Source organism: Sphingomonas sp. PSPC2-2 (genome assembly GCF_049897725.1).
In the GTDB taxonomy this organism is placed as follows: domain Bacteria; phylum Pseudomonadota; class Alphaproteobacteria; order Sphingomonadales; family Sphingomonadaceae; genus Sphingomonas.
In genome coordinates, this window is sequence record NZ_JAFCWU010000001.1 from 311,476 (window position 1) to 331,414 (window position 19,939).

General features: G+C 65.1%; 19 protein-coding genes and 1 tRNA gene. 9 read left to right on the forward strand and 11 right to left on the reverse strand.

Translation table 11 applies throughout. The features are described from left to right. Window positions 1–86: 86 nt before the first annotated feature. The 6 genes from ACP7BY_RS01455 to ACP7BY_RS01480 all read right to left on the reverse strand — a co-directional run bounded on the left by ACP7BY_RS01455 (window position 87) and on the right by ACP7BY_RS01480 (window position 6,040). Window positions 87–422: a DUF423 domain-containing protein gene (locus ACP7BY_RS01455; protein WP_033963941.1), complete on the reverse strand. Its 336-nt coding sequence runs from the start codon at window positions 420–422 to the stop codon at window positions 87–89. Then, window positions 419–2,176, reverse strand: a complete 1,758-nt coding sequence (locus ACP7BY_RS01460) for a cation:proton antiporter (RefSeq protein WP_137902553.1) — start codon at window positions 2,174–2,176, stop codon at window positions 419–421. Before ACP7BY_RS01460 ends, ACP7BY_RS01455 begins: the two co-directional genes overlap by 4 nt. Next, on the reverse strand, window positions 2,173–2,607 hold the full coding sequence (locus ACP7BY_RS01465; RefSeq protein WP_033963975.1) for an iron-sulfur cluster assembly scaffold protein: 435 nt from the start codon (window positions 2,605–2,607) through the stop codon (window positions 2,173–2,175). Before ACP7BY_RS01465 ends, ACP7BY_RS01460 begins: the two co-directional genes overlap by 4 nt. Window positions 2,608–2,695: 88 nt before the next feature. Continuing rightward, window positions 2,696–3,253: a CvpA family protein gene (locus ACP7BY_RS01470; protein WP_033963942.1), complete on the reverse strand. Its 558-nt coding sequence runs from the start codon at window positions 3,251–3,253 to the stop codon at window positions 2,696–2,698. A gap of 272 nt (window positions 3,254–3,525) precedes the next feature. Beyond that, window positions 3,526–4,896 (reverse strand): DNA repair protein RadA, encoded by a 1,371-nt coding sequence (gene radA, locus ACP7BY_RS01475; RefSeq protein WP_033963944.1) that lies wholly within the window; start codon window positions 4,894–4,896, stop codon window positions 3,526–3,528. Window positions 4,897–5,335: 439 nt separating this feature from the next. Continuing rightward, window positions 5,336–6,040, reverse strand: coding sequence for a glutathione binding-like protein (locus ACP7BY_RS01480; RefSeq protein ID WP_033963946.1), 705 nt, complete (start codon window positions 6,038–6,040; stop codon window positions 5,336–5,338). A 66-nt stretch (window positions 6,041–6,106) separates the two neighbouring features. Between ACP7BY_RS01480 and ACP7BY_RS01485 the strand changes: the two genes are divergently transcribed. Beyond that, on the forward strand, window positions 6,107–7,255 hold the full coding sequence (locus ACP7BY_RS01485) for a glycosyltransferase family 4 protein (protein ID WP_126849125.1): 1,149 nt from the start codon (window positions 6,107–6,109) through the stop codon (window positions 7,253–7,255). 9 nt (window positions 7,256–7,264) lie between these two features. On the opposite strand, the gene ACP7BY_RS01490 is transcribed toward ACP7BY_RS01485, so the two are convergent. Together ACP7BY_RS01490 and ACP7BY_RS01495 are read right to left on the reverse strand one after the other, a co-directional pair. Continuing rightward, window positions 7,265–7,579 carry a DUF2218 domain-containing protein gene (locus ACP7BY_RS01490; RefSeq protein ID WP_033963949.1) on the reverse strand — a complete coding sequence of 105 codons (315 nt, stop codon included), beginning with the start codon at window positions 7,577–7,579 and terminating at the stop codon, window positions 7,265–7,267. An 86-nt stretch (window positions 7,580–7,665) separates the two neighbouring features. Next, window positions 7,666–8,232, reverse strand: coding sequence for a PadR family transcriptional regulator (locus ACP7BY_RS01495; protein ID WP_033963950.1), 567 nt, complete (start codon window positions 8,230–8,232; stop codon window positions 7,666–7,668). Window positions 8,233–8,412: 180 nt separating this feature from the next. Between ACP7BY_RS01495 and ACP7BY_RS01500 the strand changes: the two genes are divergently transcribed. From ACP7BY_RS01500 to ACP7BY_RS01530, 7 genes are all read left to right on the forward strand, one after another. Beyond that, complete coding sequence (locus ACP7BY_RS01500; protein ID WP_033963976.1) at window positions 8,413–9,723, forward strand: replication-associated recombination protein A; 1,311 nt, start codon at window positions 8,413–8,415, stop codon at window positions 9,721–9,723. Then, window positions 9,720–10,064 (forward strand): MmcQ/YjbR family DNA-binding protein, encoded by a 345-nt coding sequence (locus ACP7BY_RS01505; RefSeq protein WP_033963951.1) that lies wholly within the window; start codon window positions 9,720–9,722, stop codon window positions 10,062–10,064. The genes ACP7BY_RS01500 and ACP7BY_RS01505 overlap by 4 nt, the downstream gene beginning before the upstream one ends. Continuing rightward, on the forward strand, window positions 10,061–10,921 hold the full coding sequence (locus tag ACP7BY_RS01510) for a hypothetical protein (protein WP_137902552.1): 861 nt from the start codon (window positions 10,061–10,063) through the stop codon (window positions 10,919–10,921). The genes ACP7BY_RS01505 and ACP7BY_RS01510 overlap by 4 nt, the downstream gene beginning before the upstream one ends. A 19-nt stretch (window positions 10,922–10,940) precedes the next feature. Then, window positions 10,941–11,016 (forward strand) — tRNA-Thr (locus tag ACP7BY_RS01515). Window positions 11,017–11,315: 299 nt separating this feature from the next. Beyond that, window positions 11,316–12,368 carry an efflux RND transporter periplasmic adaptor subunit gene (locus ACP7BY_RS01520; RefSeq protein WP_171010472.1) on the forward strand — a complete coding sequence of 351 codons (1,053 nt, stop codon included), beginning with the start codon at window positions 11,316–11,318 and terminating at the stop codon, window positions 12,366–12,368. After that, the gene (locus ACP7BY_RS01525) at window positions 12,365–15,508 is read left to right on the forward strand and encodes an efflux RND transporter permease subunit (RefSeq protein ID WP_137902551.1); all 3,144 of its coding nucleotides are present in this window, start codon (window positions 12,365–12,367) and stop codon (window positions 15,506–15,508) included. The genes ACP7BY_RS01520 and ACP7BY_RS01525 overlap by 4 nt, the downstream gene beginning before the upstream one ends. Window positions 15,509–15,519: 11 nt before the next feature. Continuing rightward, complete coding sequence (locus ACP7BY_RS01530) at window positions 15,520–16,917, forward strand: efflux transporter outer membrane subunit (RefSeq protein WP_209515312.1); 1,398 nt, start codon at window positions 15,520–15,522, stop codon at window positions 16,915–16,917. A 79-nt stretch (window positions 16,918–16,996) separates the two neighbouring features. Here ACP7BY_RS01530 and ACP7BY_RS01535 read toward each other — a convergent pair whose 3' ends face one another. Then, complete coding sequence (locus ACP7BY_RS01535) at window positions 16,997–17,659, reverse strand: RluA family pseudouridine synthase (protein WP_126849116.1); 663 nt, start codon at window positions 17,657–17,659, stop codon at window positions 16,997–16,999. A 92-nt stretch (window positions 17,660–17,751) separates the two neighbouring features. On the opposite strand from ACP7BY_RS01535, the gene ACP7BY_RS01540 reads away from it, so the two are divergent. Beyond that, window positions 17,752–18,531: a M15 family metallopeptidase gene (locus ACP7BY_RS01540; protein ID WP_033963953.1), complete on the forward strand. Its 780-nt coding sequence runs from the start codon at window positions 17,752–17,754 to the stop codon at window positions 18,529–18,531. On the opposite strand, the gene wrbA is transcribed toward ACP7BY_RS01540, so the two are convergent. Continuing rightward, complete coding sequence (gene wrbA, locus ACP7BY_RS01545) at window positions 18,521–19,123, reverse strand: NAD(P)H:quinone oxidoreductase (RefSeq protein ID WP_126849115.1); 603 nt, start codon at window positions 19,121–19,123, stop codon at window positions 18,521–18,523. The two genes, ACP7BY_RS01540 and wrbA, sit on opposite strands and share 11 nt — an antisense overlap. Window positions 19,124–19,186: 63 nt before the next feature. After that, window positions 19,187–19,885 carry a pirin family protein gene (locus ACP7BY_RS01550; RefSeq protein WP_033963954.1) on the reverse strand — a complete coding sequence of 233 codons (699 nt, stop codon included), beginning with the start codon at window positions 19,883–19,885 and terminating at the stop codon, window positions 19,187–19,189. Window positions 19,886–19,939 lie beyond the last annotated feature (54 nt).

A 19,939-nucleotide genomic window follows, 5' to 3' on the forward strand; every position in this document is an offset into this window, starting at 1 on the left:
CGCCTCTTGCTCGGACCCGAATCGCCTTTTTCTCGCGCAAACGCTGAGCTTGGTGCGGGCCACTTAAAAGGCACCTCGCGTCGGCGTCACACCGTCCGCGCCGCCGACCAGGCCAGCCACAGCCACCCGGCAATCAGCAACACGCCCCCGATCGGCGTCACCGCACCCAGCCAGCGGGGTGCGCCCAGCGCCATCAGATACAGCGTTCCGGCGAATATCGCGCCGCCACCGATGAACAACCACGCCGGGCCGCGCACCTCCATCCGCCACGCCACCAACGCCACAACTGCGTGGATCAGTTGATAGTGCGCGCCGGTCTTCAGCCACTCGGCCGCCTGACCGCTTGCCCCATGCGCGCCGAACGCGCCCGCGCCGACCGCAATCGCGCCCGACAGCGCCGCCAGAAGGGCGATCCAGTTCATCCTGCTTGCTCCTCGCTCAGCCCGGCGCGTTGATCTTGCGTAATCATGATGCCACGCGCCGCGCGAATGTCGCCCGCCTCGGACTGCACGCGCAGACGTTCCTTGTCGTTGCGGCGATAAATGTCCTCGGTACGATCGATCTCGGCATGGTCCACGCCGATGCTCTCAAGCGCCATGCGCCCCATCTTCACCGCCGATTCGAGCACTTCGCGCACGACGCCATCGACCGGGGCGCCCTTCAGCTTGATCACCGCGCGACGATCGAACGCGCGCACGTAGATTGACGCTTTGGGAAAGGCGTTGTGGACCCCGGTAACGAGATCGGGCGAAATCTGGTCGCCATCCATGCAGAACAGGATCAGCTCCGCCTCGCCCGCACCCGCCTGACGCAGCAAATCCAGCCGCGTTCCGTCACCATAATAGACCTTGGCTCCGAAATCGCTGGCGACATCGATCATCTCGATATCGGTGTCGATCAGCGTCACCGGCACGCCTTGCGCGATCAGCATTTGCGCCACCGTCTGGCCGAAGCGACCATAGCCGACGATCAGCGCATTGGCCCCGTCGGCCTTTGGGCCGTCACGCTCGCCCGCGACGACCGGCTCTTCGCGAATGCGCTTGGTGATCATCATCAGGAACGGCGTCGTCGCCATGGACAGCGTGACGATCGCGCCGAACAGGCTCGCCGCCTCGGGCGCGATCAGGAAGGCACGCTGCGCCTGGGCGAACAGCACGAAGCCGAACTCGCCACCTTGGCTAAGCAGCAGCCCGAGCGCGAGCGCGGCGCGCCACTTCATGCGAAAGGCCATACCGATGCCGAAGATGATCACCGCCTTGGTCGCGATCAGCGCGAGCGCCATGGCGATCACGAAGAACGGCCGCTCGGCGATCGCGTGCAAATCGAGCATCATGCCGACCGCGAGGAAAAACAGCCCGAGCAGGATGGAGCGGAACGGCTCGACATCGGCCTCCAGCTCATGCCGATACGGGCTGTCCGCCAGCATCACGCCCGCGACGAATGCGCCCAGTGCGGTCGACAGACCAAGCGCCTCCATGATCGCCGCCGCTGCCACCACCGTGAACAACGCGGCGAACACGAACATCTCGCGCTCCCCCAGATTACCGATGATGCGGAACAGCGGGCGCAGCAGGAAGCGCCCGGCGAGCACCAGCCCGGCCACGGCGAGCACGGTCGACAGGAACAATTGCCAGCCCGGCGGGCCATGCGCGTCCGCCGGATTGCGCGACAGCACCGTCACCAGCGTGATCAGCGGCACGATCGACAGATCCTGGAACAGCAGGATCGAAAAGGCGCGCTCGCCAAAGGGCGTGCGCAGGCGCCCCGCCGATTGCAGCATCGGCAACACCTGCGCGGTCGAGGAAAGTGCGAGCGGCAACCCTAGCACCAACGCCGCCGACCAGGAGAAATGCACCGCCGCGACGAGGCCGGTGACCGCCAGCCCGCACAGCACCACCTGCAATAGCCCGAGCCCGAAGATTTCCTTCTTGAGCGCCCATAGCCGCGACGGATTGAGTTCCAGCCCGACGATGAACAACAGCAGCGTGATGCCGAGTTCGGCCACGCCGATCTTGGATTCGGCATTGCCGACCAGATGCAGCACTTGCGGCCCGACGACCGCGCCCGCGACGAGATAGCCGAGCGTCGCGCCGAGGCCGAAACGGCGGAAGATCAGAACGAAAACGAGCGCAAAGCCACCGAGGATGACGCCATCGAGCAGCAGCGATTCGTTCATGCCGGTGCCTTTGCGGCGGCAGCGGCGGCGGCTTCGGCGGCCGCTTCGAAGGCCAGTCGGATCGACGCGTGCCGCGCGCTGTGCGGCAGTGCAGGCGTGAACAATTCGAAGCCGGGCCAGTCGGGCAACGGCCCCTGCCCCGCCAGCCACGCGGCCAGCGCATCGCGCGCAGCGGCGATCTCAGCGGCGGATTTGCCGATCACCGCCGCGCCCATCAGCGACGACGAGGCCTGACCCAGCGCACAGGCGCGCACCAGCAGACCGAGGTCGGATACGCGCCCCTCAGCATCGACATTGATATCCACCGTCACGCGGCTGCCGCAGATCGGCGAACGTTTTTCCGAGGTCGCCATTGGACTTGGCAAGCGCTGATGATGCGGAATGGTGGCGGCGAGCCGCAGGATTTCGGTGTTGTAGAGCGGCGCGTTCATGCAGCGGATGTAGGGCATGCCGGGGGATTCGTCACCCCGGCGATGGGATGTTCTGCGCCGCTTTGCGCGGCCAGGGACCGAGAAATCGCTACTCGCCCGCGCGATCGGAGTCGGCGACGTTCGCGCCATGCCCGAACACCGGCTCGCCCTTGCGGCGGCGATCGACGAAATCGGCGATGCTGGCGCTGGTGCTGTTGAGGAGGGGATAGACCTTGGCCGAGGTCAGCCATTCGGGGCGATGCGCCGGGCCGCCGCTGACGGTGTCGGTCATCAGCACCACCAGCAGGAAAGCCAGGCTCGCGAGGATCAAGCCCTTGAGCGCGCCAAAGCCGAAGCCGAGCGCGCGATCGACCGGCCCCAGCACCGAATCGCGGGTACGGGCACCGATCGCCCGCGCAACCATGCGCCCGCCATAATACGTGCCGCCCGCCAGAATCGCGAAGGCGAGCACCGCCGCGCCCGTCGTCGTGCCGACCACGCCGGTCAACGCATGAGTCAGCGGGACATGGAACAGCTTGATCGCAAACACGATTCCGACCCAGGCGAACAGCGAAAGCACTTCGGTGACGAAGCCGCGCGTGATGCCGAGCGTGGCGGCACCGCCAACGGCGAGCAGGACCAATATGTCGAGGGCGGTAAGATGCATGGCGCGCGTCTTACAAGCGTGGGACGGTGGAAGTCGAGTGGGGTGCGGGCGTGTTGGGGGTTACGGGGTTTGGGGGAGTGCTTTCCTCAACCCGCTCGTTTCGAGCGTAGTCGAGAAAGAGCCACAAGCGCTGTGCCAGGTTTCTCGACTACGCTCGAAACGAACGGACGGAGAGCTACGGACAGGGAGCTACGGACAGGGCAGGGAGAGGATGCGACCAAGAGTCATTACGCTCCACCAGTGGAAGGCTTGTGGGAGGGCGCAACGCCCCCTCACCGCCCCAGCATATGCTCCACAAAGCTGGCCAGCGTGCCGAATCCGCTCAACTTCAACCCGCTCTTGTCGTCCGTCACCGCCGCGGGCAGCAGCGCGCGTTCGAAGCCGAGCTTGCCCGCCTCCTTCAAGCGCAGCGGACCGTGCGCGACCGGGCGGATTTCTCCGGACAAGGCCAGTTCGCCGAACACCACCGCATCGGCGGGCACCGGGCGTTCCGACAGCGCCGAGATGAGTGCCGCCGCCACCGCCAGATCGGCAGCCGGGTCCTGCACGCGGTAGCCACCCGCAATGTTGAGATAGACTTCGCTCGAGGAGAAACTGAGCCCGCAGCGCGCCTCCAGCACCGCCAGCACCATGGCGAGACGCCCGCTGTCCCAGCCGACCACCGCCCGCCGGGGCGTCGCGCCGCTCGCCAAGCGCACGACCAGCGCCTGAATCTCGACCAACACCGGCCGCGTGCCCTCCAGCGCCGGGAACACCGTGGTGCCGGTCATGCCTTCCTCGCGCTGCGTCAGGAACAATGCGCTGGGGTTGGACACTTCGGCCAAGCCTTCCGCCACCATCGCGAACACGCCGATCTCGTCGGTGCCGCCAAAGCGGTTCTTGATCGCGCGCAGGATGCGATATTGGTGGCTGCGCTCGCCTTCGAAGCTCAGCACGGTATCGACCATATGTTCGAGCACGCGCGGGCCGGCGATGCTGCCGTCCTTGGTGACATGGCCGACCAGCACCACCGCAGTGCCGCGTTCCTTGGCGAAGCGGATCAATTCCTGCGCCGAGGCGCGCACCTGGCTGACGGTGCCCGGCGCCCCCTCGATCAAATCGCTATGCATCGTCTGGATCGAATCGATCACCAGCAAGGCAGGCGGCGTCGCCTGGCCGAGCGTGGTGAGAATGTCGCGCGTCGAGGACGCCGCCGCCAGCATCACCGGCGCATGGCCGAGCCCGAGCCGCCGCGCGCGCAAACGCACCTGATCGGCCGCTTCCTCGCCCGAGACATAGGCGACTGGCAGCCCGGCCAGCGCCATCTTCGCGGCCGCTTGCAGGAGCAAGGTGGATTTGCCGATGCCGGGATCGCCGCCGATCAGCGTCGCCGATCCTTCGACGAACCCGCCGCCGAGCGCGCGATCAAGCTCGGCAATGCCGGTGGCGAGCCGATCGGGTAGCGTGATCTCGGCATCGAGGCTGACGAGCTGAAACGCGCGCCCGCCGCCCTGCAGATTATGCTTCGCCTGGAACGGCGTGACGGTAGCGGGAGCTTCCTCGACCAGCGTGTTCCATTCCCCGCAATCGGCGCATTGCCCCTGCCAGCGGTGCGACACCGATCCGCAGGCCTGACAGACATAGCGCTTTTGGAGTTTTGCCATAAGCAGCGATGTAGCAACACCGGAACGAGAGGGGAACAAATTTCGTTGTGGGTCGTGTCGTCCACCCGCCCGGCGCACGCGTTTTTCACGAAATCGGGACGCCGCCTTGTTAGCGGGCGAGTCGCGGGGCTGACCGTCGAGCACGACCCCGCGCCGGGAACAGGGGAAGCACAATGGATTCGGCAACGGCGATTACGCGCGCGCGCAGCGGGCTTGGCAAGAAGACCGAATATAAGAGCCCCGGCACCATGCCATCCTTCGCCGCCGCGACCATCCCTTCCAATGGCAAGCTCGATTGCAGCGGCTTTGTCTATGCTCGCTCGGCGGATGGCGGCAGCACGGGGATGCGATCCAGGAGACCGCACCCGCGCCGTGGCTCGCCCACAACAACGCAATTGCCGTGTGGTATGAAGGCTTTTCGGACGCGCCGTCGGCCTGACTACCCCCGCGCCGGGATCGCCAGACCGCGCTGCACCGCTGGCCGTGCGAGTCCGCGCTCGAGCCATGCCTTTACGTGCGTGAACTGGTCGAAGCCGACCAGCTCGCCTGCCCCGTAGAAATCGACCAGACCGCGTACCCAGCCGAGCATCGAGATATCGGCGATGGTATAATCGTCCCCCAGGAACCAACTCTTGCCCGCGAGCACGCCGTCCATCACGCCGAGGATGCGCTTGGCTTCGGCGACATAGCGGTCACGCGGGCGCTTGTCCTCAAAGTCCTTGCCAGCAAACTTCACGAAGAAGCCGACCTGTCCGAACATCGGCCCAACCCCGCCCATCTGGAACATCACCCACTGGATCGCCTGCCAGCGCGCAGCGGGATCGCTGGGCAGGAACTTGCCGGTCTTTTCCGCCAGATACAGCAGGATCGCGCCGGATTCGAACAAAGCGAGCGGTTTCCCATCCGGCCCATCGGGGTCGAGGATCGCGGGGATCTTGCCATTGGGGTTGAGCGATTCGAAGGCGGGGCTGTGCTGGTCGTCCTTGGCGAAATCGACCAGATGCGGCTCGTAAGCCAGCCCTGTCTCCTCCAGCATGACCGATACTTTCACGCCGTTGGGCGTGGGCAACGAATAGAGTTGCAGCCGGTCGGGCTGGGTGGCGGGCCAGCGTTGCGTGATCGGAAAGGCGGAAAGGTCGGTCATCGGCGCGAAAACTCCTTTGACGCCAGAGATAGTCATCCGGCGATAGCTTCGCTATGGCCCGGCACGATGGAAGCGTCCGATCTCCGCGTAGCCCTGTTCAGCGGCAATTATAACTATACCCGTGATGGTGCCAACCAGACCCTCAACCTCCTGGTCGGCTATCTGCTCAGTCGCGGCGTGAAGGTGCGAATCTATGCACCGACGAGCCGCACCCCAGCATTCCCGCCGGTCGGCGACCTGGTCAGCGCGCCATCGATCAAGATCCCGTTGCGCGGCGAATACAAGCTGACGCGCGGCATGGGCAACCGTGTCCGGCGCGATCTCGACGCCTTCGCGCCCAATATGATCCACGTTTCGGCACCGGACCGTCTGGGGCACAAAGCGCTCAATTATGCTGAAAAGCATAACATCGCCCGGGTTGCTTCGTACCATACGCGGTTCGAGACCTATATGAGCTATTACGGCTTGGGGTTTCTGGTGCCGCCGATGATCGGTATTCAGAAGCGTTTTTACAGCCGGGTCGATGAAGTGCTCGCGCCAAGCCAGGTCATGGGCGAGATCCTGCGCGAATGGGGCGTGCCCACCCCGGTGACGCGCTGGTCGCGCGGGGTCAATCACGATCGCTTCAACCCCGCGCAGCGCGATCTGGCGTGGCGACGTAGCCTTGGCATCGGCGATGACGAGGTTGCGGTCGGCTTTCTGGGGCGGCTGGTCAAAGAAAAGGGGCTGGACGTGTTCGCCGCAGCCCTCCGCACGCTCAAGGCGCGCGGCGTCAAGCACAAGACGCTGGTGATCGGCGAAGGCCCCGCGCGCGACTGGTTCGCGCAGGAAGTGCCCGATGCGGTGTTCGCCGGCTATCTGACCGGCGACGATCTGGGCAAGGCGGTCGCGTCGATGGACGTGTTCTTCAACCCGAGCGTGACCGAGACCTTCGGCAATGTCACTCTGGAAGCCATGGCGGCGGGCGTGCCCGTCGTCGCGGCCCGCGCCAGTGGTGCCGTCGGCCTGATCGCCGACGGCGTCACCGGGCTGATCGTGCCCCCGACCGACATCGAAGGCTACGCCGACGCCCTACAGCGCTTCTGCGAGGACCATGCCTTCCGCAGCACCGCCGGGGCCGCCGGTCATGCCGAGGCCGCGACCTATCAATGGGAACGCATCAACCAGACCGTGCTCGACACCTATTTGAAGGTACTCGCGCGCCGCGCCGCATGACGTGCGCGTTCAGCGCCAATCATAAGCGAGTGGGGCCTCGCGAAACGCGAAGCGATCGACATGGCGCGCGACCGCGCCTTGCAACGCTTCGAGCTGTTCGACTGCGCTAGCCTCGATCCGCACCACAAGCGCATCGGGTTCGGCATCGAAAGTGACGGTGGCATCGCCCGGGAAATTGGCCCCGCGCGCATCCTTTGGGAACACGATCGTGCCGTGCTCTGGGGTGAAGACCACCGCCAGATTGTGCTCCCAATGCTTGCAGGTTTGCTGAAGATACTTGCTCGCATGCGCCGTCGGCACGCGCGCGGTTGTGCTCAGGCTCATATCACGTCTCCGAAGGGGAGGCTCAGCCCCTGCCGCAGCCGCGGCACTTGCGAGGCGACGGCGGAGGAGCTGAAGCCGGGTCATGCTTACAGCCGCTCGATCTTCTGCGCGGCTTCGTCGATCAGCGCGACGACTTCGTGCAGCGTTTCCTGCGCCACGTCCTCGCTGCGCAACTTGTGGATCAACACTTCGCGCAGATTGCCCATCGCCCTGCGCACCGAGGCGCTGTCAGTCCGCGCGCGTTCTGCGCCGACCTCGGCAAGGCGCGCGAACAGCGCCTCGACCTGTTCGGCATTCTCGGCGAGATGCGCGGTGCCGGTCTCGGTGACCGCGAAGAGCTTCTTCGCCCCATCGGCCTGCCGCGCCTCGATCAAGTCCATGTCGTCGAGCAGGGTCAGCGTGGGATAGACGACGCCCGGGCTCGGCGCATAGGCACCCCCCGTCAGTTCCTCGATCGAGCGGATCAGATCATAGCCGTGGCGTGGCTCGTCGGCGATCAGCTTGAGCAGCACCAACCGCAATTCGCCGCCATCGAACATCCGTCGGCCACGCGGACCACCGCGCCCGTCACCGTCGCCCCGGCCGTGCCCATGACCATGGCCACGTCCGAACCCGCCGCCGAAGCCGCCACCAAAGCGCCCGCCCATCGCCATGCCTTTACGACCTGGATGACAGCCACGGTCTCCGCGACCGCCGCGCTCTACAAATACAAACATATCGTTCCTTTCTATAACACGATGGCACTAAGATATATCTTGATTGCATCGACGCAAGGGGTTCGTGCATTTTTTTGGGGGAAACCCTATCTTGGCCTAACTCGCCCGAGGAAAATGATGCCCGACCTGTTCGCGACCTTCGATCCTCCCGCCGCCGACCAGCCGAGCGCCACCGCCCCGCTCGCCGACCGGCTGCGCCCGACGACGCTCGCCGAGGTGGTGGGGCAGGATCATATCACCGGCCCCGAAGGCGCGATCGGGCGGATGGTCGCGGCGGGGCGGCTGTCCTCGATGATCTTGTGGGGGCCGCCGGGCACCGGCAAGACGACGATCGCACGGCTGCTGGCCGATGCGGTTGGCTTGCGCTTCATGGCGATTTCGGCGGTGTTCTCGGGCGTCGCCGACCTCAAGAAAGCCTTTGCCGAAGCCCGCGATCACGCGAAGATCGGCAAGCGCACGTTGCTGTTCGTCGACGAAATCCACCGCTTCAACCGTGCACAGCAGGACGGCTTCCTGCCCTATGTCGAGGACGGCACCGTCACGCTGGTCGGCGCGACCACCGAGAACCCGTCCTTCGAGCTTAACGCCGCCGTGCTCAGCCGCGCGCAGGTGCTTATCCTGCATCGGCTGGATCCTGCCGCGCTCGGCAAGTTGCTCGACCGCGCAGAACAGATTGAGGGCCGCCCGCTCCCGCTCACGCCCGAGGCGCGCGATGCGATGATAGCCAGCGCCGATGGCGACGGCCGCTTCCTGCTCAACCAGGCCGAGACGCTGTTCGCAGTCGACCTGCCCGAGCCGCTCGATCCCGCCGGGCTCTCCGCCTTTCTGCAGCGCCGTGTCGCGGTGTATGACAAGGACCGCGAGGGGCATTACAACCTCATCTCCGCACTGCACAAAGCGGTGCGCGGATCGGACCCGCAAGCCGCACTCTATTATCTGGCGCGGATGCTGACCGCCGGCGAGGAGCCGCTGTACCTGCTGCGGCGCATGGTGCGGATGGCGGTCGAAGACATTGGCCTCGCCGATTCCAATGCGCTGACGCAATGCCTTGCCGCCAAGGACGCCTATGATTTCCTCGGCAGCCCCGAGGGCGAATTGGCGATCGCGCAGGCATGCCTGTATCTGGCCACCGCGCCCAAATCGAACGCTGCCTACAAGGCACAGAAGGCCGCCTGGAAATCGGCACGCGAGACGGGGTCGCTGATGCCGCCCGAGAATATCCTCAACGCGCCGACCAAGCTGATGAAGGACATCGGCTATGGCAAGGGCTATGCCTATGATCACGATACCGCCGAGGGCTTTTCGGGCGCGAATTACTGGCCGGCCGAAATGGCACCGCAGACCTTCTATGTGCCGACCGAACGCGGCATGGAAAAGCGCATCGCCGAACGCATGGCGTGGTGGGCCAGCCTGAAGGGGGAGGAATGAAGGACTGGGAGTCGCTCGCCGCCTTTGCGCTGACGCTGCCCGACACCGTGGCCGGGACGCATTATGGCGGGGCGGCGATCAAGGTCGCGTCAAACGGGCGGGCGTTCGTCTCGATCGGCAGCGAGGCAGGTTCGTTCGTCCTCTCGATCGACTCGGATACCAAGGAAATCCTGCTCGAAACCGACCCAGCGACCTTCTGGCAGACGCCGCATTATGAAGGCTGGCCCGCCGTGCTGGTCCGCTATGACACTAGCGATCCGGATCGGGTGCAGGACATGGTCACCCGTGCCCGCGACCAGGCGGCCGCGCGCAAGGCCAGCAAGCCCCGCAAGAAAGCGTGACACCGGCGCATTTCTCACGCTTCGCCGCGATCGACTGGTCGGGAGCCAGAGGCGCGCGCCACCCCGGCATCGCGCTGGCGCTGTGCGAAACCGGCACGGCAGCGCCAACCCTCGTCAAGCCGCCGCGCGGCATCTGGTCGCGCGCCGACATCCTGCACTGGTTGCGCGATCAGGCGGATACGCCCTTGCTGGTCGGCTTCGATTTCAGCTTCGCGCCGCCTTATGTGATGCGCGGGGCGTATCTACCCGGCGAGGACACGCCAACCACCGCCCGCGCTTTCTGGGCTTATGTCGACGCGCATGCGCCCGACGCCGATCTCGGGGCAGCCTCCTTCCTCGAAGCACGGCGCGGCACGCATTTCTATCTCGGTGCGCGCGACGGGACCAAGGCCGACTTCCTCCACTTCCGCCGCTGTGAAGCGCACCACAATGCCGCAGGCTTCGGCAAACCCTCGACCGTCTATGATGCGATCGGTGCCGCGCAGGTCGCCAAAGCGAGCTTCGCCGGGATGCGTCTGCTCCATCATCTCGGCACGGACGTGCCCATATGGCCGTTCGATCCCGCTCCAACCGCCGGCGCGTGCGTGGTCGAGATCTACACCACCATCGCGGCCCGCGCCGCAGGTGTGCGCAAGGGCCTCAGCAAACTGCGCGATCCTGCCGCACTCGACGTCGCGCTTGGCGTGCTCGGCAGCGCACCGCACCTTCCTCTCCCGCGCTATACCGATCATGCCACCGACGCGATTTTGACTGCGGCGTGGCTGCGCGCCAATCGCGCACGCCCGGAATTTTGGCATCCGCCTGCCCTCACCGCACAAATCGCACGCACGGAGGGCTGGACCTTCGGCATATCCTGACGCATTGAGCGTGCGACGTGCCGGCTTAGCTCAGTTGGTAGAGCGCCAGTTTTGTAAACTGGATGTCGCGGGTTCGATCCCTGCAGCCGGCACCATCTCCAACGTGGGCGATTCGGGTAACACGTCCGCTGCATTGGCCCGGCCGTCTCGGTGACAAGAACCCAAAACCGCGCCCAACCTTCGTATAAATTACAAATCCACATCGCTGCCTAAAAAGAACACCGTCGTCGGTTGAGGGGTCACGAACGTCATGGCCCCGGCCGCGCATCGGAGGCCTGTGATGCATCGGGGAAAGCGGCGCGAGCTAACGCATTTGGCGCTCGTCGGCATAGCGTCGAGTTTGGCAGCCTGCAGCGCGTCTCCCGCCGCGGAACGGGTGCCCGCCGTCCCGGTCGTGACCGCCGTCGTTCAGCGCGGCAATCAGCCCGTAACGCTTGGTGCCCCGGGCCAGCTGCAAGGCTATTACACTGTCGATGCACGCGCGCAGACCAGTGGCAGGATCACCCGTTTATTCTATGCCGAGGGACAGACGGTCAAGGCCGGTCAGCCGCTTGCACAGATCGATCCGCGCCCTTTGCAGGCGGCGCTGGAGGCCGATCGGGCGCAACTCGCGCGCGACAGCGCGGCGCTGGACGGGGCGCGTGATCTGCTCGAGCGTAACGCGCCGCTCGTCTCGCAAGGGCTTGCATCCGCGCAACAAGTCGCTGCCTACCGAACCCAGGTCGCCCAACTTGCCGCAACCGTGGCAGGTGATCGCGCGGTCCTAACGCGCGACCGCCTGTCGCTCGCCTACACCACAATCCGTTCGCCCATTTCGGGCGTGGCAGGTCTGCGCAAAGCCGATCCCGGAGCGTTGGTCGGCCCGTCGGACGCCGCCGGAATCGTGACGGTCGCGCAGGTGCAGCCGATTGCCATGCTGTTTTCGGTTTCGCAAAAGGATCTCGATGCAATCCAGCGCGCAGTGGTTGGCTCGCGGACGAACCTGAAAGTCGCCGTCACGACGCAAGGCGATGGACGACCCGTTCTCGAATCCGGCGAATTGGTCGTTCTCAACAACCAAATCGATCCGGCAACCGGCACCGTGCTTCTCAAAGCGGTCCTGCCGAATGCCGACCGCAAGCTCTGGCCCGGACAATTGGTACATGCACAGCTCGAACTGGGCATCCGGCCCGGTGTCATAACAATCCCGTCCAGCGCGGTTCAGCGGAACCCGCAAGCGACGTTCGTCTGGCTGGTGTCCAACGGTCACGCGCGCATGCAGCCGATCAAGGCCGGAGCATCGACGGGTGATCGAACGATCGTAACCGCCGGCCTGGTCGGCGGCGAAACCGTGGTTACCGACGGCCAGTTCGCGCTGACTCCCGGGGCGGTGGTGACGGCCCAGGCCAATCCCGCCTCCGCCCCGGTGCGATCGGATGACCCTCACCGGCTGGGCATCGTTCAATGAGCGCGCCCGAGGCATCGGAGCTGACTCCATCGGGCGGGCTGTCGGGCCCCTTCATCCGGCGCCCGGTGGCGACGATGATGCTTGCGATAGCGCTGCTGCTCGCCGGCATTCTGTCCTATCTGCAGCTGCCGGTTGAATCGTTGCCGAACGTCAGCGTCGCGACAATCCAGGTCACCGCACAGCTGCCAGGCGCGGACGCGACCACCAACGCCGCTGCGGTCGCAACCCCGCTGGAGCGTCAGCTTGGGCAGATCCCGGGCCTGACCCAGATGACATCTTCGAGCGCTCTCAGCTTTGTGCAGATTTCATTGCAGTTCGCGCCAAACGTTTCGGCCCAGCAGGCCGCGCTTGGCGTGCAGCAAGCGCTGATCGCGGCACAGGCGAGTCTGCCCCCGACGCTGGTCGCGCCGCCAAGCTTTCGCCTCGTCAACCCGGCCGACCCGCCCGCCCTCATCCTGGGAATCACGTCCGACGCGCTGCCGTTGACCACGGTCGACGATTATACCGAGAGCGTCCTGTTCGGTCGCCTATCGCAGATGCCCGGCGTCGGCCTGGTCACGATCGGTGGACAGCAGCAGGCTGCCATGCGGGTCGAAGTCGACCCGGCGGCCCTAACGAGCCACGGACTGACAATGGCCACCGTGCGTACGGCGCTTCAGCAAAGCACGCTCAAAGCCGCCAAAGGAACGATCCGCGGCGACCGCCAGACCTGGGGCCTGTCGACCAACGACCAGCTCGATACCGAAAAGGGCTTTTCAGATGTGGTGATCGCCTATCGCAACGGCGCACCGATCCGCATCTCTGACATTGGCAGCGCGCGGATCGGGCCCGCAAACACCCAGCTTGCCGGCTGGTTCAACCGGAAGCCGGCCATCATCCTCAACGTCTTTCCGGCAGCCGGAGCGAACGTGATCCAGACGGTCGCGCAAATCCGGGCGGCGCTGCCCAAGCTGCAGGCATCGCTGCCGAAGGCGGTGCAGATCCGCATTGTGTCCGACCGAACCACGACGATCCAGGCCTCCGTAAGCGACGTCCGGTCCACGCTTCTGCTGACGGTCCTGCTCATAATCGGCACGATCTTTCTTTTCCTCCGCGAGCCACGCGCCACCCTGATCCCGGGGATAGCCGTCGTGCTGTCGATCATTGGCACGTTCGTCGTGATGCGCCTGTGCGGATTCAGCCTCGACAATCTGTCGCTGATGGCGCTGTCGATCGCAGTCGGCTTCGTCGTCGATGATGCGGTTGTGATGATCGAGAACATCACCCGCTACGTCGAACAAGGCCTGACGCCGTTCCAGGCGGCACTGAAGGGTGCGGGCGAGATCGGTTTCACCATCCTCGCGATTTCGACATCGCTGCTTGCAGTGTTCATCCCCTTGTTGCTGATGAGCGGTCTGGTCGGCCGGATGTTCCAGGAGTTCGCGCTGACGGTGGCTTCGGCGATCGTCCTGTCGGTGATCGTCTCCCTAACCCTGACACCAATGTTGTGCAGCATTCTGCTCAAGCCAAGCCGTGCCGACGCCCGGCATGGCCGACTCTATACCTTGCTCGAGCGCGGCTTCGCGCGGCTGACTGCGGGTTACGGCAAAGGGCTGGACGTCGTACTGCGCCACCAGCGGCTCGCGCTCGTCGCGATGGGCGGCACGGTCGCATTGACCGGCCTCTTGTTCGTAACGATCCCAAAGGGTTTCTTTCCTGAGCAGGATACCGGCATGATCGCCGGGATTACCGAAGCCAGCGGCGACATCTCGACAACGGGGCTGGCCGCCCGCCAGACGGCGCTCGTCGACATCCTGCTAAAAGACCCCGCAATCCAGACCGTCGCGAGCTATATCGGCCCGGGCGGAAGCAGCCCGGCCCCCAATCAGGGCCGTATGTTCATCGCGCTCAAGCCGTTCGGACATCGAGGACCCGATGGCGGCGCACAGCAGGTCATCGCTCGGTTGAACAAGGCCGTCGCAGGGCTCGCCGGGATCAAGCTCTACCTCCAGGCGTCGCAGGACATTACGATCGGCGCGCGAGTCTCCAAGAGCCAATATCAGTTCACGCTGGTCGACGCCGACAGCGCCGAACTCAGCGAGTGGTCGCAGCGCGTGGCGTCGGCCTTCAAGAAGATCGCCGGTGTCACCGATGTGACCAGCGACGCGGGCAGCAACGGGCCACAACTTGCGATCACCATCGACCGCGACGCCGCTGCACGCCTCGGCATCACACCGGAAACCATCGATACCGCGCTGTACGACGCCTATGGCGAACGCCCGGCGACGAAGATCTACACTCCGGTGAACCAATATTTCGTCGTGCTCGAATTCGCTGCGGCACAACGGGCGACACCGGATTCGCTACAGCAAATCTATCTCAGCGCGTCGAACGGCGACCGAATCCCACTGTCGCAGGTCGCCACGATCCAGCCCGACTCAGCCCCGCTGGTGGTGAACCATCAGAGTGGCTTCCCCTCGACGACCATTTCCTTCAATCTCGCGCCAGGCGTGTCCATCGGCACTGCGGTAAGCGCAGTTCAGAAGGTCCAGGCGCAGCTTCATCTGCCGCCCACCTTGCAGACATCGTTCGCGGGCAATGCACAGGCGTTCCAGTCCGCGCTTGCGGGCCAGGGGATCCTGATCCTGCTGGCTCTTGTGGTCGTGTATCTCATTTTGGGGATGCTCTACGAAAGCTGGATCCTGCCCCTGACGATCCTGTCGACCTTGCCTTCGGCCAGCCTGGGGGCGTTGCTCACGCTATGGCTGGTAGGGCGCCCGCTGGACGTTATCGGAATTATCGGCATCGTGTTGCTGATCGGGCTTGTGCAGAAGAACGGCATCATGCTCGTCGATTTCGCGGTCGAGCAGGAAGCCGCAGGCTTGGCACCCGAGGCAGCCATCCGCGAAGCTTGCCTCACTCGCTTTCGGCCAATCCTGATGACGACCCTGTGCGCAATGCTTGGCGGCATCCCGTTGATGATCGGGACGGGCGCGGGTGCGGAAATCCGCCAGCCGCTCGGCTATGCCATCGTCGGCGGACTGATGTTGTCGCAGGTACTGACGCTGTTCACCACGCCGGCCGTCTTTCTCGCAATCAATCGCCTGTCCCGCCGCCGCAAGGCCTCACCAGGGCCGCTTCAGCCGGTGCCGCAGCCATGATGGGTCCCGCAATGTCGTCTCCTTGCTCATACCCGCACCGGATCATCGGTATTCTGCTCGCGAGCGCAACGCTGGCGGGATGCGCGCTCGGCCCCCGCCCGGTCCCGCCCGCCCCGACCGTCCCCGCGCAATGGAACAACCCGGTCGCCAACCAGGGAGAGTGGCCGAGCGACGACTGGTGGAGCGCATTTGACGCCCCCGAACTGGAACGCCTGATCACAGACGCGCAGTCGCTCAATACGGACATAGCCCAGGCTCAAGCGCGGTTGGTTCAAGCCGATGCGCAGGCGCGGATCGCGGGTGCGGCCTTGCTGCCGACGGTCGCGCTCCAGCCGGGCGCATCGACCATCCGCAGCCTCAGCCCCACCGGCACGCTGCGGCGCTACAGTCCGTTGCTCGGCGTCGCGAGCGCTTCCTACGAAATAGATTTATGGGGCAAGCTTCACGACGCGCGACGCAGTGCCATCGCCAACGGCCAGGCGGCGCGCTTTTCGATTGCGGTGGTGCGTCTCGGCGTGACGAGCAGCGTGGCGGCGACCTATTTCCAGCTCTGCGCGGTGCAAGACAAGATCGCGGACGCCAAGAATGACGTCCTAAGCGCGACCCGCATATTGGAGGGTCTGCGTATCCAGCAACAGCATGGGCTCGTCACGGGTATGCAACTGGCCCAGCAGACCGCCCTCGTCGCCCAGTTCGAAGCGGCGATTGCCCCGCTCGAGATCCAAAGGACGCATCTTGCCGACGCGCTGGCGATCCTGAGCGGCCACACACCCGAAGAGATTGCGATCACGGGAGGTTCGCTCGAAACCGTGAAGATCCCGCATGTGGAAAGCGGTCTTCCTGCCGACTTGCTCCTGCGTCGCCCGGACGTTCAGGAAGCCGAACGCCTGCTCGCCGCTGCGAATGCCAATATTTCGGTGGCCCGCAAGAACTTCCTTCCCTCCATTGCCTTGACCGGAACAGGTGGAGCGCAAAGCGTCGCGCTGGCAAGTGCGGTGGGTGCACCTGCCGCGATCTTCAATTTCGGTTTGTCGACGCTGCAGCCGATTTTTTCGGGCGGGCGACTGCGAGGTTCGCTCGACTATGCCAATGGCCGTTACGCCGAGCTCGCTGCCGGCTATGCGCGCGCCGTACAGCAGGCGCTTGGAGACACCGAGGATGCCTTGGCGACAGTCTCCGGCGAGGACATCGAGATGGCCAGACGCACCCAAGCGCTGGCCGCTTCGCGCAATGCAGCGGAGATGGCGCGCAAGGGTCTCGAAGGCGGCCTCACCGACACTCTCCCGCTCCTGCTGGCCCAGCAAAGCCTCGCAAGTGCGCATAGCAGCTATATCGACGCGCGCCTCAACCGGGTCCTGGGGGCGGTAGCCTTGTACAAAGCCTTGGGCGGCGGTTGGCAGAAGCCCTGATATCCCGCGCGACGACCGGCCGATGCGCGAACAATATCTCTTAACTTCGCCCACTCTTCCGAGTGCGATCGGCGAGCGCTCAGCCCTCGCTGAACCCCGCCACCACAAACCGCTCCGGCAACGGTGCTTTGGCGATAATCGGCTCCTTGCCCGCACGCGGCACGGTCAATTCGGCGGCGTGGAGCAGGGTCGCACCCTCGCCCTTGCCATAGATCGGGTCGCCCACCACCGCCGCGCCCAACGCTTCGGCAGCATGGACACGAATCTGATGCGTACGGCCAGTTTCGGGAATGAATTCCACAAAGCTGCGCCCGTCCTTGATCTCGAGCACGCGCCATGCCGTGCGCGAGGGCTTGCTGCCTTTGGTGCCAAGGGGATCGCCAACCATGCGCCACCCCGTCTCGATCGTGCTGACCTTGGCCAACGCCAGGTCGATCAATCCGCTTTCGCCTTCGACCACGCCATCGAGCACGGCGAGATAGCGCTTGCGCACAAGCCCCTGCTCGAACGCCTGCTGCAGCCTGGCATGCGCCTTGGGATTGCGCGACAGCAGGAGACAACCAGACGTATCGCGATCGAGCCGATGCACCGGCACCGGCCAGCGTTTGAACCCGAAGGTCAGCCCGTCGAGGTGGTTTTCGAGGCTAAGCGAGCCATCGCGCGGGCGGTCGACCGGGAGGCCGGCGGGCTTGTCGATGACGAGTGCCTCGCCATCGAGAAAAAGAACATGGTTTGCGAGCATTTCGGCCTCTTGCCACCGCTAGCGCCGACATGCCAGAGATTGTGCCTGTGAGCAGATGCGGAAGATCGATAACGCAGGTCGTTTTTGGGGCGATGGGCATCGTTCTCGCCCTGACTGCGGCTGCCCCGCAAAGCGATCTTCCCGCCCCTATGCCGGACGGCCGCATGCTCGGCCATCTGCCCTATGCCGAGGCCCTGCGCGGCGACCTGGTCGAAGCGCCAGCGGGTTTCGGGGTTGGGCAACCGTGCTTTATCCACCGCGACGCGGCACCGGATCTGGCCCGGCTGCTGACTGCAGCAGCGCTGACCCCGGGGGTCGGCCGGGTCCTCCATGCGGTATCCTGCTTTCGCGCGATCGCGCATCAGCGTGCGGTCTTTTGCCGTAACGCCCGGCCCGGAATTTGCCCCGATCCCTTCAATCGCGCCCGCTTCGTCGGGCCACCCGGCTATAGCGAACATGCCACGGGCTATGCGATCGACTTTGCGGTGCGCCCTGCCGCCGATTGCCGGGACGTGGATGCCTGTATCGCCGCCACCAACGCCGGGCGCTGGCTTCTTGCCCATGCGCCGGACTATGGCTTCGAACTGTCCTTTCCCAATGGCAACCCGCAAGGGGTGACGTGGGAACCGTGGCACTGGCGCTGGGTCGGCGCGAGCGTCAACGTGTCGGGCGCGGCACGCGCGCGGCTGACCTTCGCCCGCGCCCGCACAACCTACCCCGGAAAGCCGGGTGTTGCCAGCGACCGCGACGCCTGGCTGATCGCCACTGCACCGCAACCGCCGCTCTTGCTGATCAGCAAGGCAGCCACGACGCCGCCACCGCCCCTGTTGGGAGCGATGGCAGCGCCCTGGAGTCAGGAGCTCAGGCGCTAAGCTTGGCCGCCGTTTCGGCGATGCGCTTGCCCTGATAGCGCGCACCGGCCAGTTCCTCCGCTTCGGGCTGACGGCTGCCGTCGCCGCCTGCGATCGTGGTCGCGCCATAAGGCGAACCGCCGCGCAGCTTGTCGACGCCCATCTGGTCCTGGAAGCCGTAATCGAGACCGACGATCGTCATGCCGTGATGCAGCAGGTTGGTGATGATCGAGAACAGGGTCGTTTCCTGGCCGCCATGCTGGCTGGCGGTCGAGGTGAACGCGCCGCCGACCTTGCCGACGAGCTTGCCCTGAAACCATACACCGCCGGTGGTATCCCAGAACGACGCCATCTGGCTTGGCATACGGCCGAAGCGAGTCGGCGCGCCAACGATGATCGCGTCATAATCGGCAAGGGCGTCTGGGCCCTCGATCACCGGATGGGCGGTGTCGGTCTTGAAACCGGCCGCTTCGATGACCGCCTGCGGGGCGGTTTCCGGCACGCGGCGGATATCGACCTCGGCCCCGGCCGAGCGGGCACCTTCGGCAACCGCATCCGCCATCTGCTCGATATGGCCATAGGACGAATAATAGAGAACGAGAACCTTGGTCATTGTACAGTCCTTCTTCATTGCTCCCCTCCCGAGAGCGGGCGGGGGTTGGGGTAGGAAAACGGGTTATTCTGAATCGACGAGCACCAGTTCGGCATCTTCCAGCGCGGTGATCGTCACGGTCTGGCCGCCATCCATCGCGGCACCGTCGCGCGCCTTGAACGTTTCGCCATTGATCTCGATCGATCCGGTCGCGGGCACCAGATAAGCGTGGCGTCCGGGCAGGACGTCATGCGTGATGCTCTCGCCCGCCCGCACCATCGCGGCGAGCACCCGCGCATCGGCGCGGATCGGCAGAGCTTCGGTATCTTCCGCGAAGCCGCTGGCGAGCGTCACGAACTTGCCCGAACGATCGTCCTTGGGAAACGGCTTGGCACCCCAACTGGGCGATCCACCGGTCCGCGTCGGCTCGATCCAGATCTGGAACAGCGTCGTCGGCTCCTGCTCCAGATTGTATTCGGCGTGGCGCACGCCGGTGCCGGCACTCATCACCTGCACATCCCCTGCGCCGGTGCGGCCCTGATTTCCCATCGAATCCTGATGGGTGATCGCACCCTTACGGACATAGGTGATGATTTCCATGTCGCGGTGGGGATGCGGCGGAAAGCCGCTATTGGCGGCGATCTCGTCATCATTCCATACCCGGATCGCGCCCCATCCCATCCGGGCGGGCTCATAATAATCGGCAAAGGAAAAATGATGACGGGCATTGAGCCAGCCATGGTCGGCATGGCCCAGGCTCTCGAACGAGCGTTTCTCGATCACGGTGTTTCTCCAGCGGAGGAATTCTGTTGCCGCCAAGATAGAGCTTTGGATCAC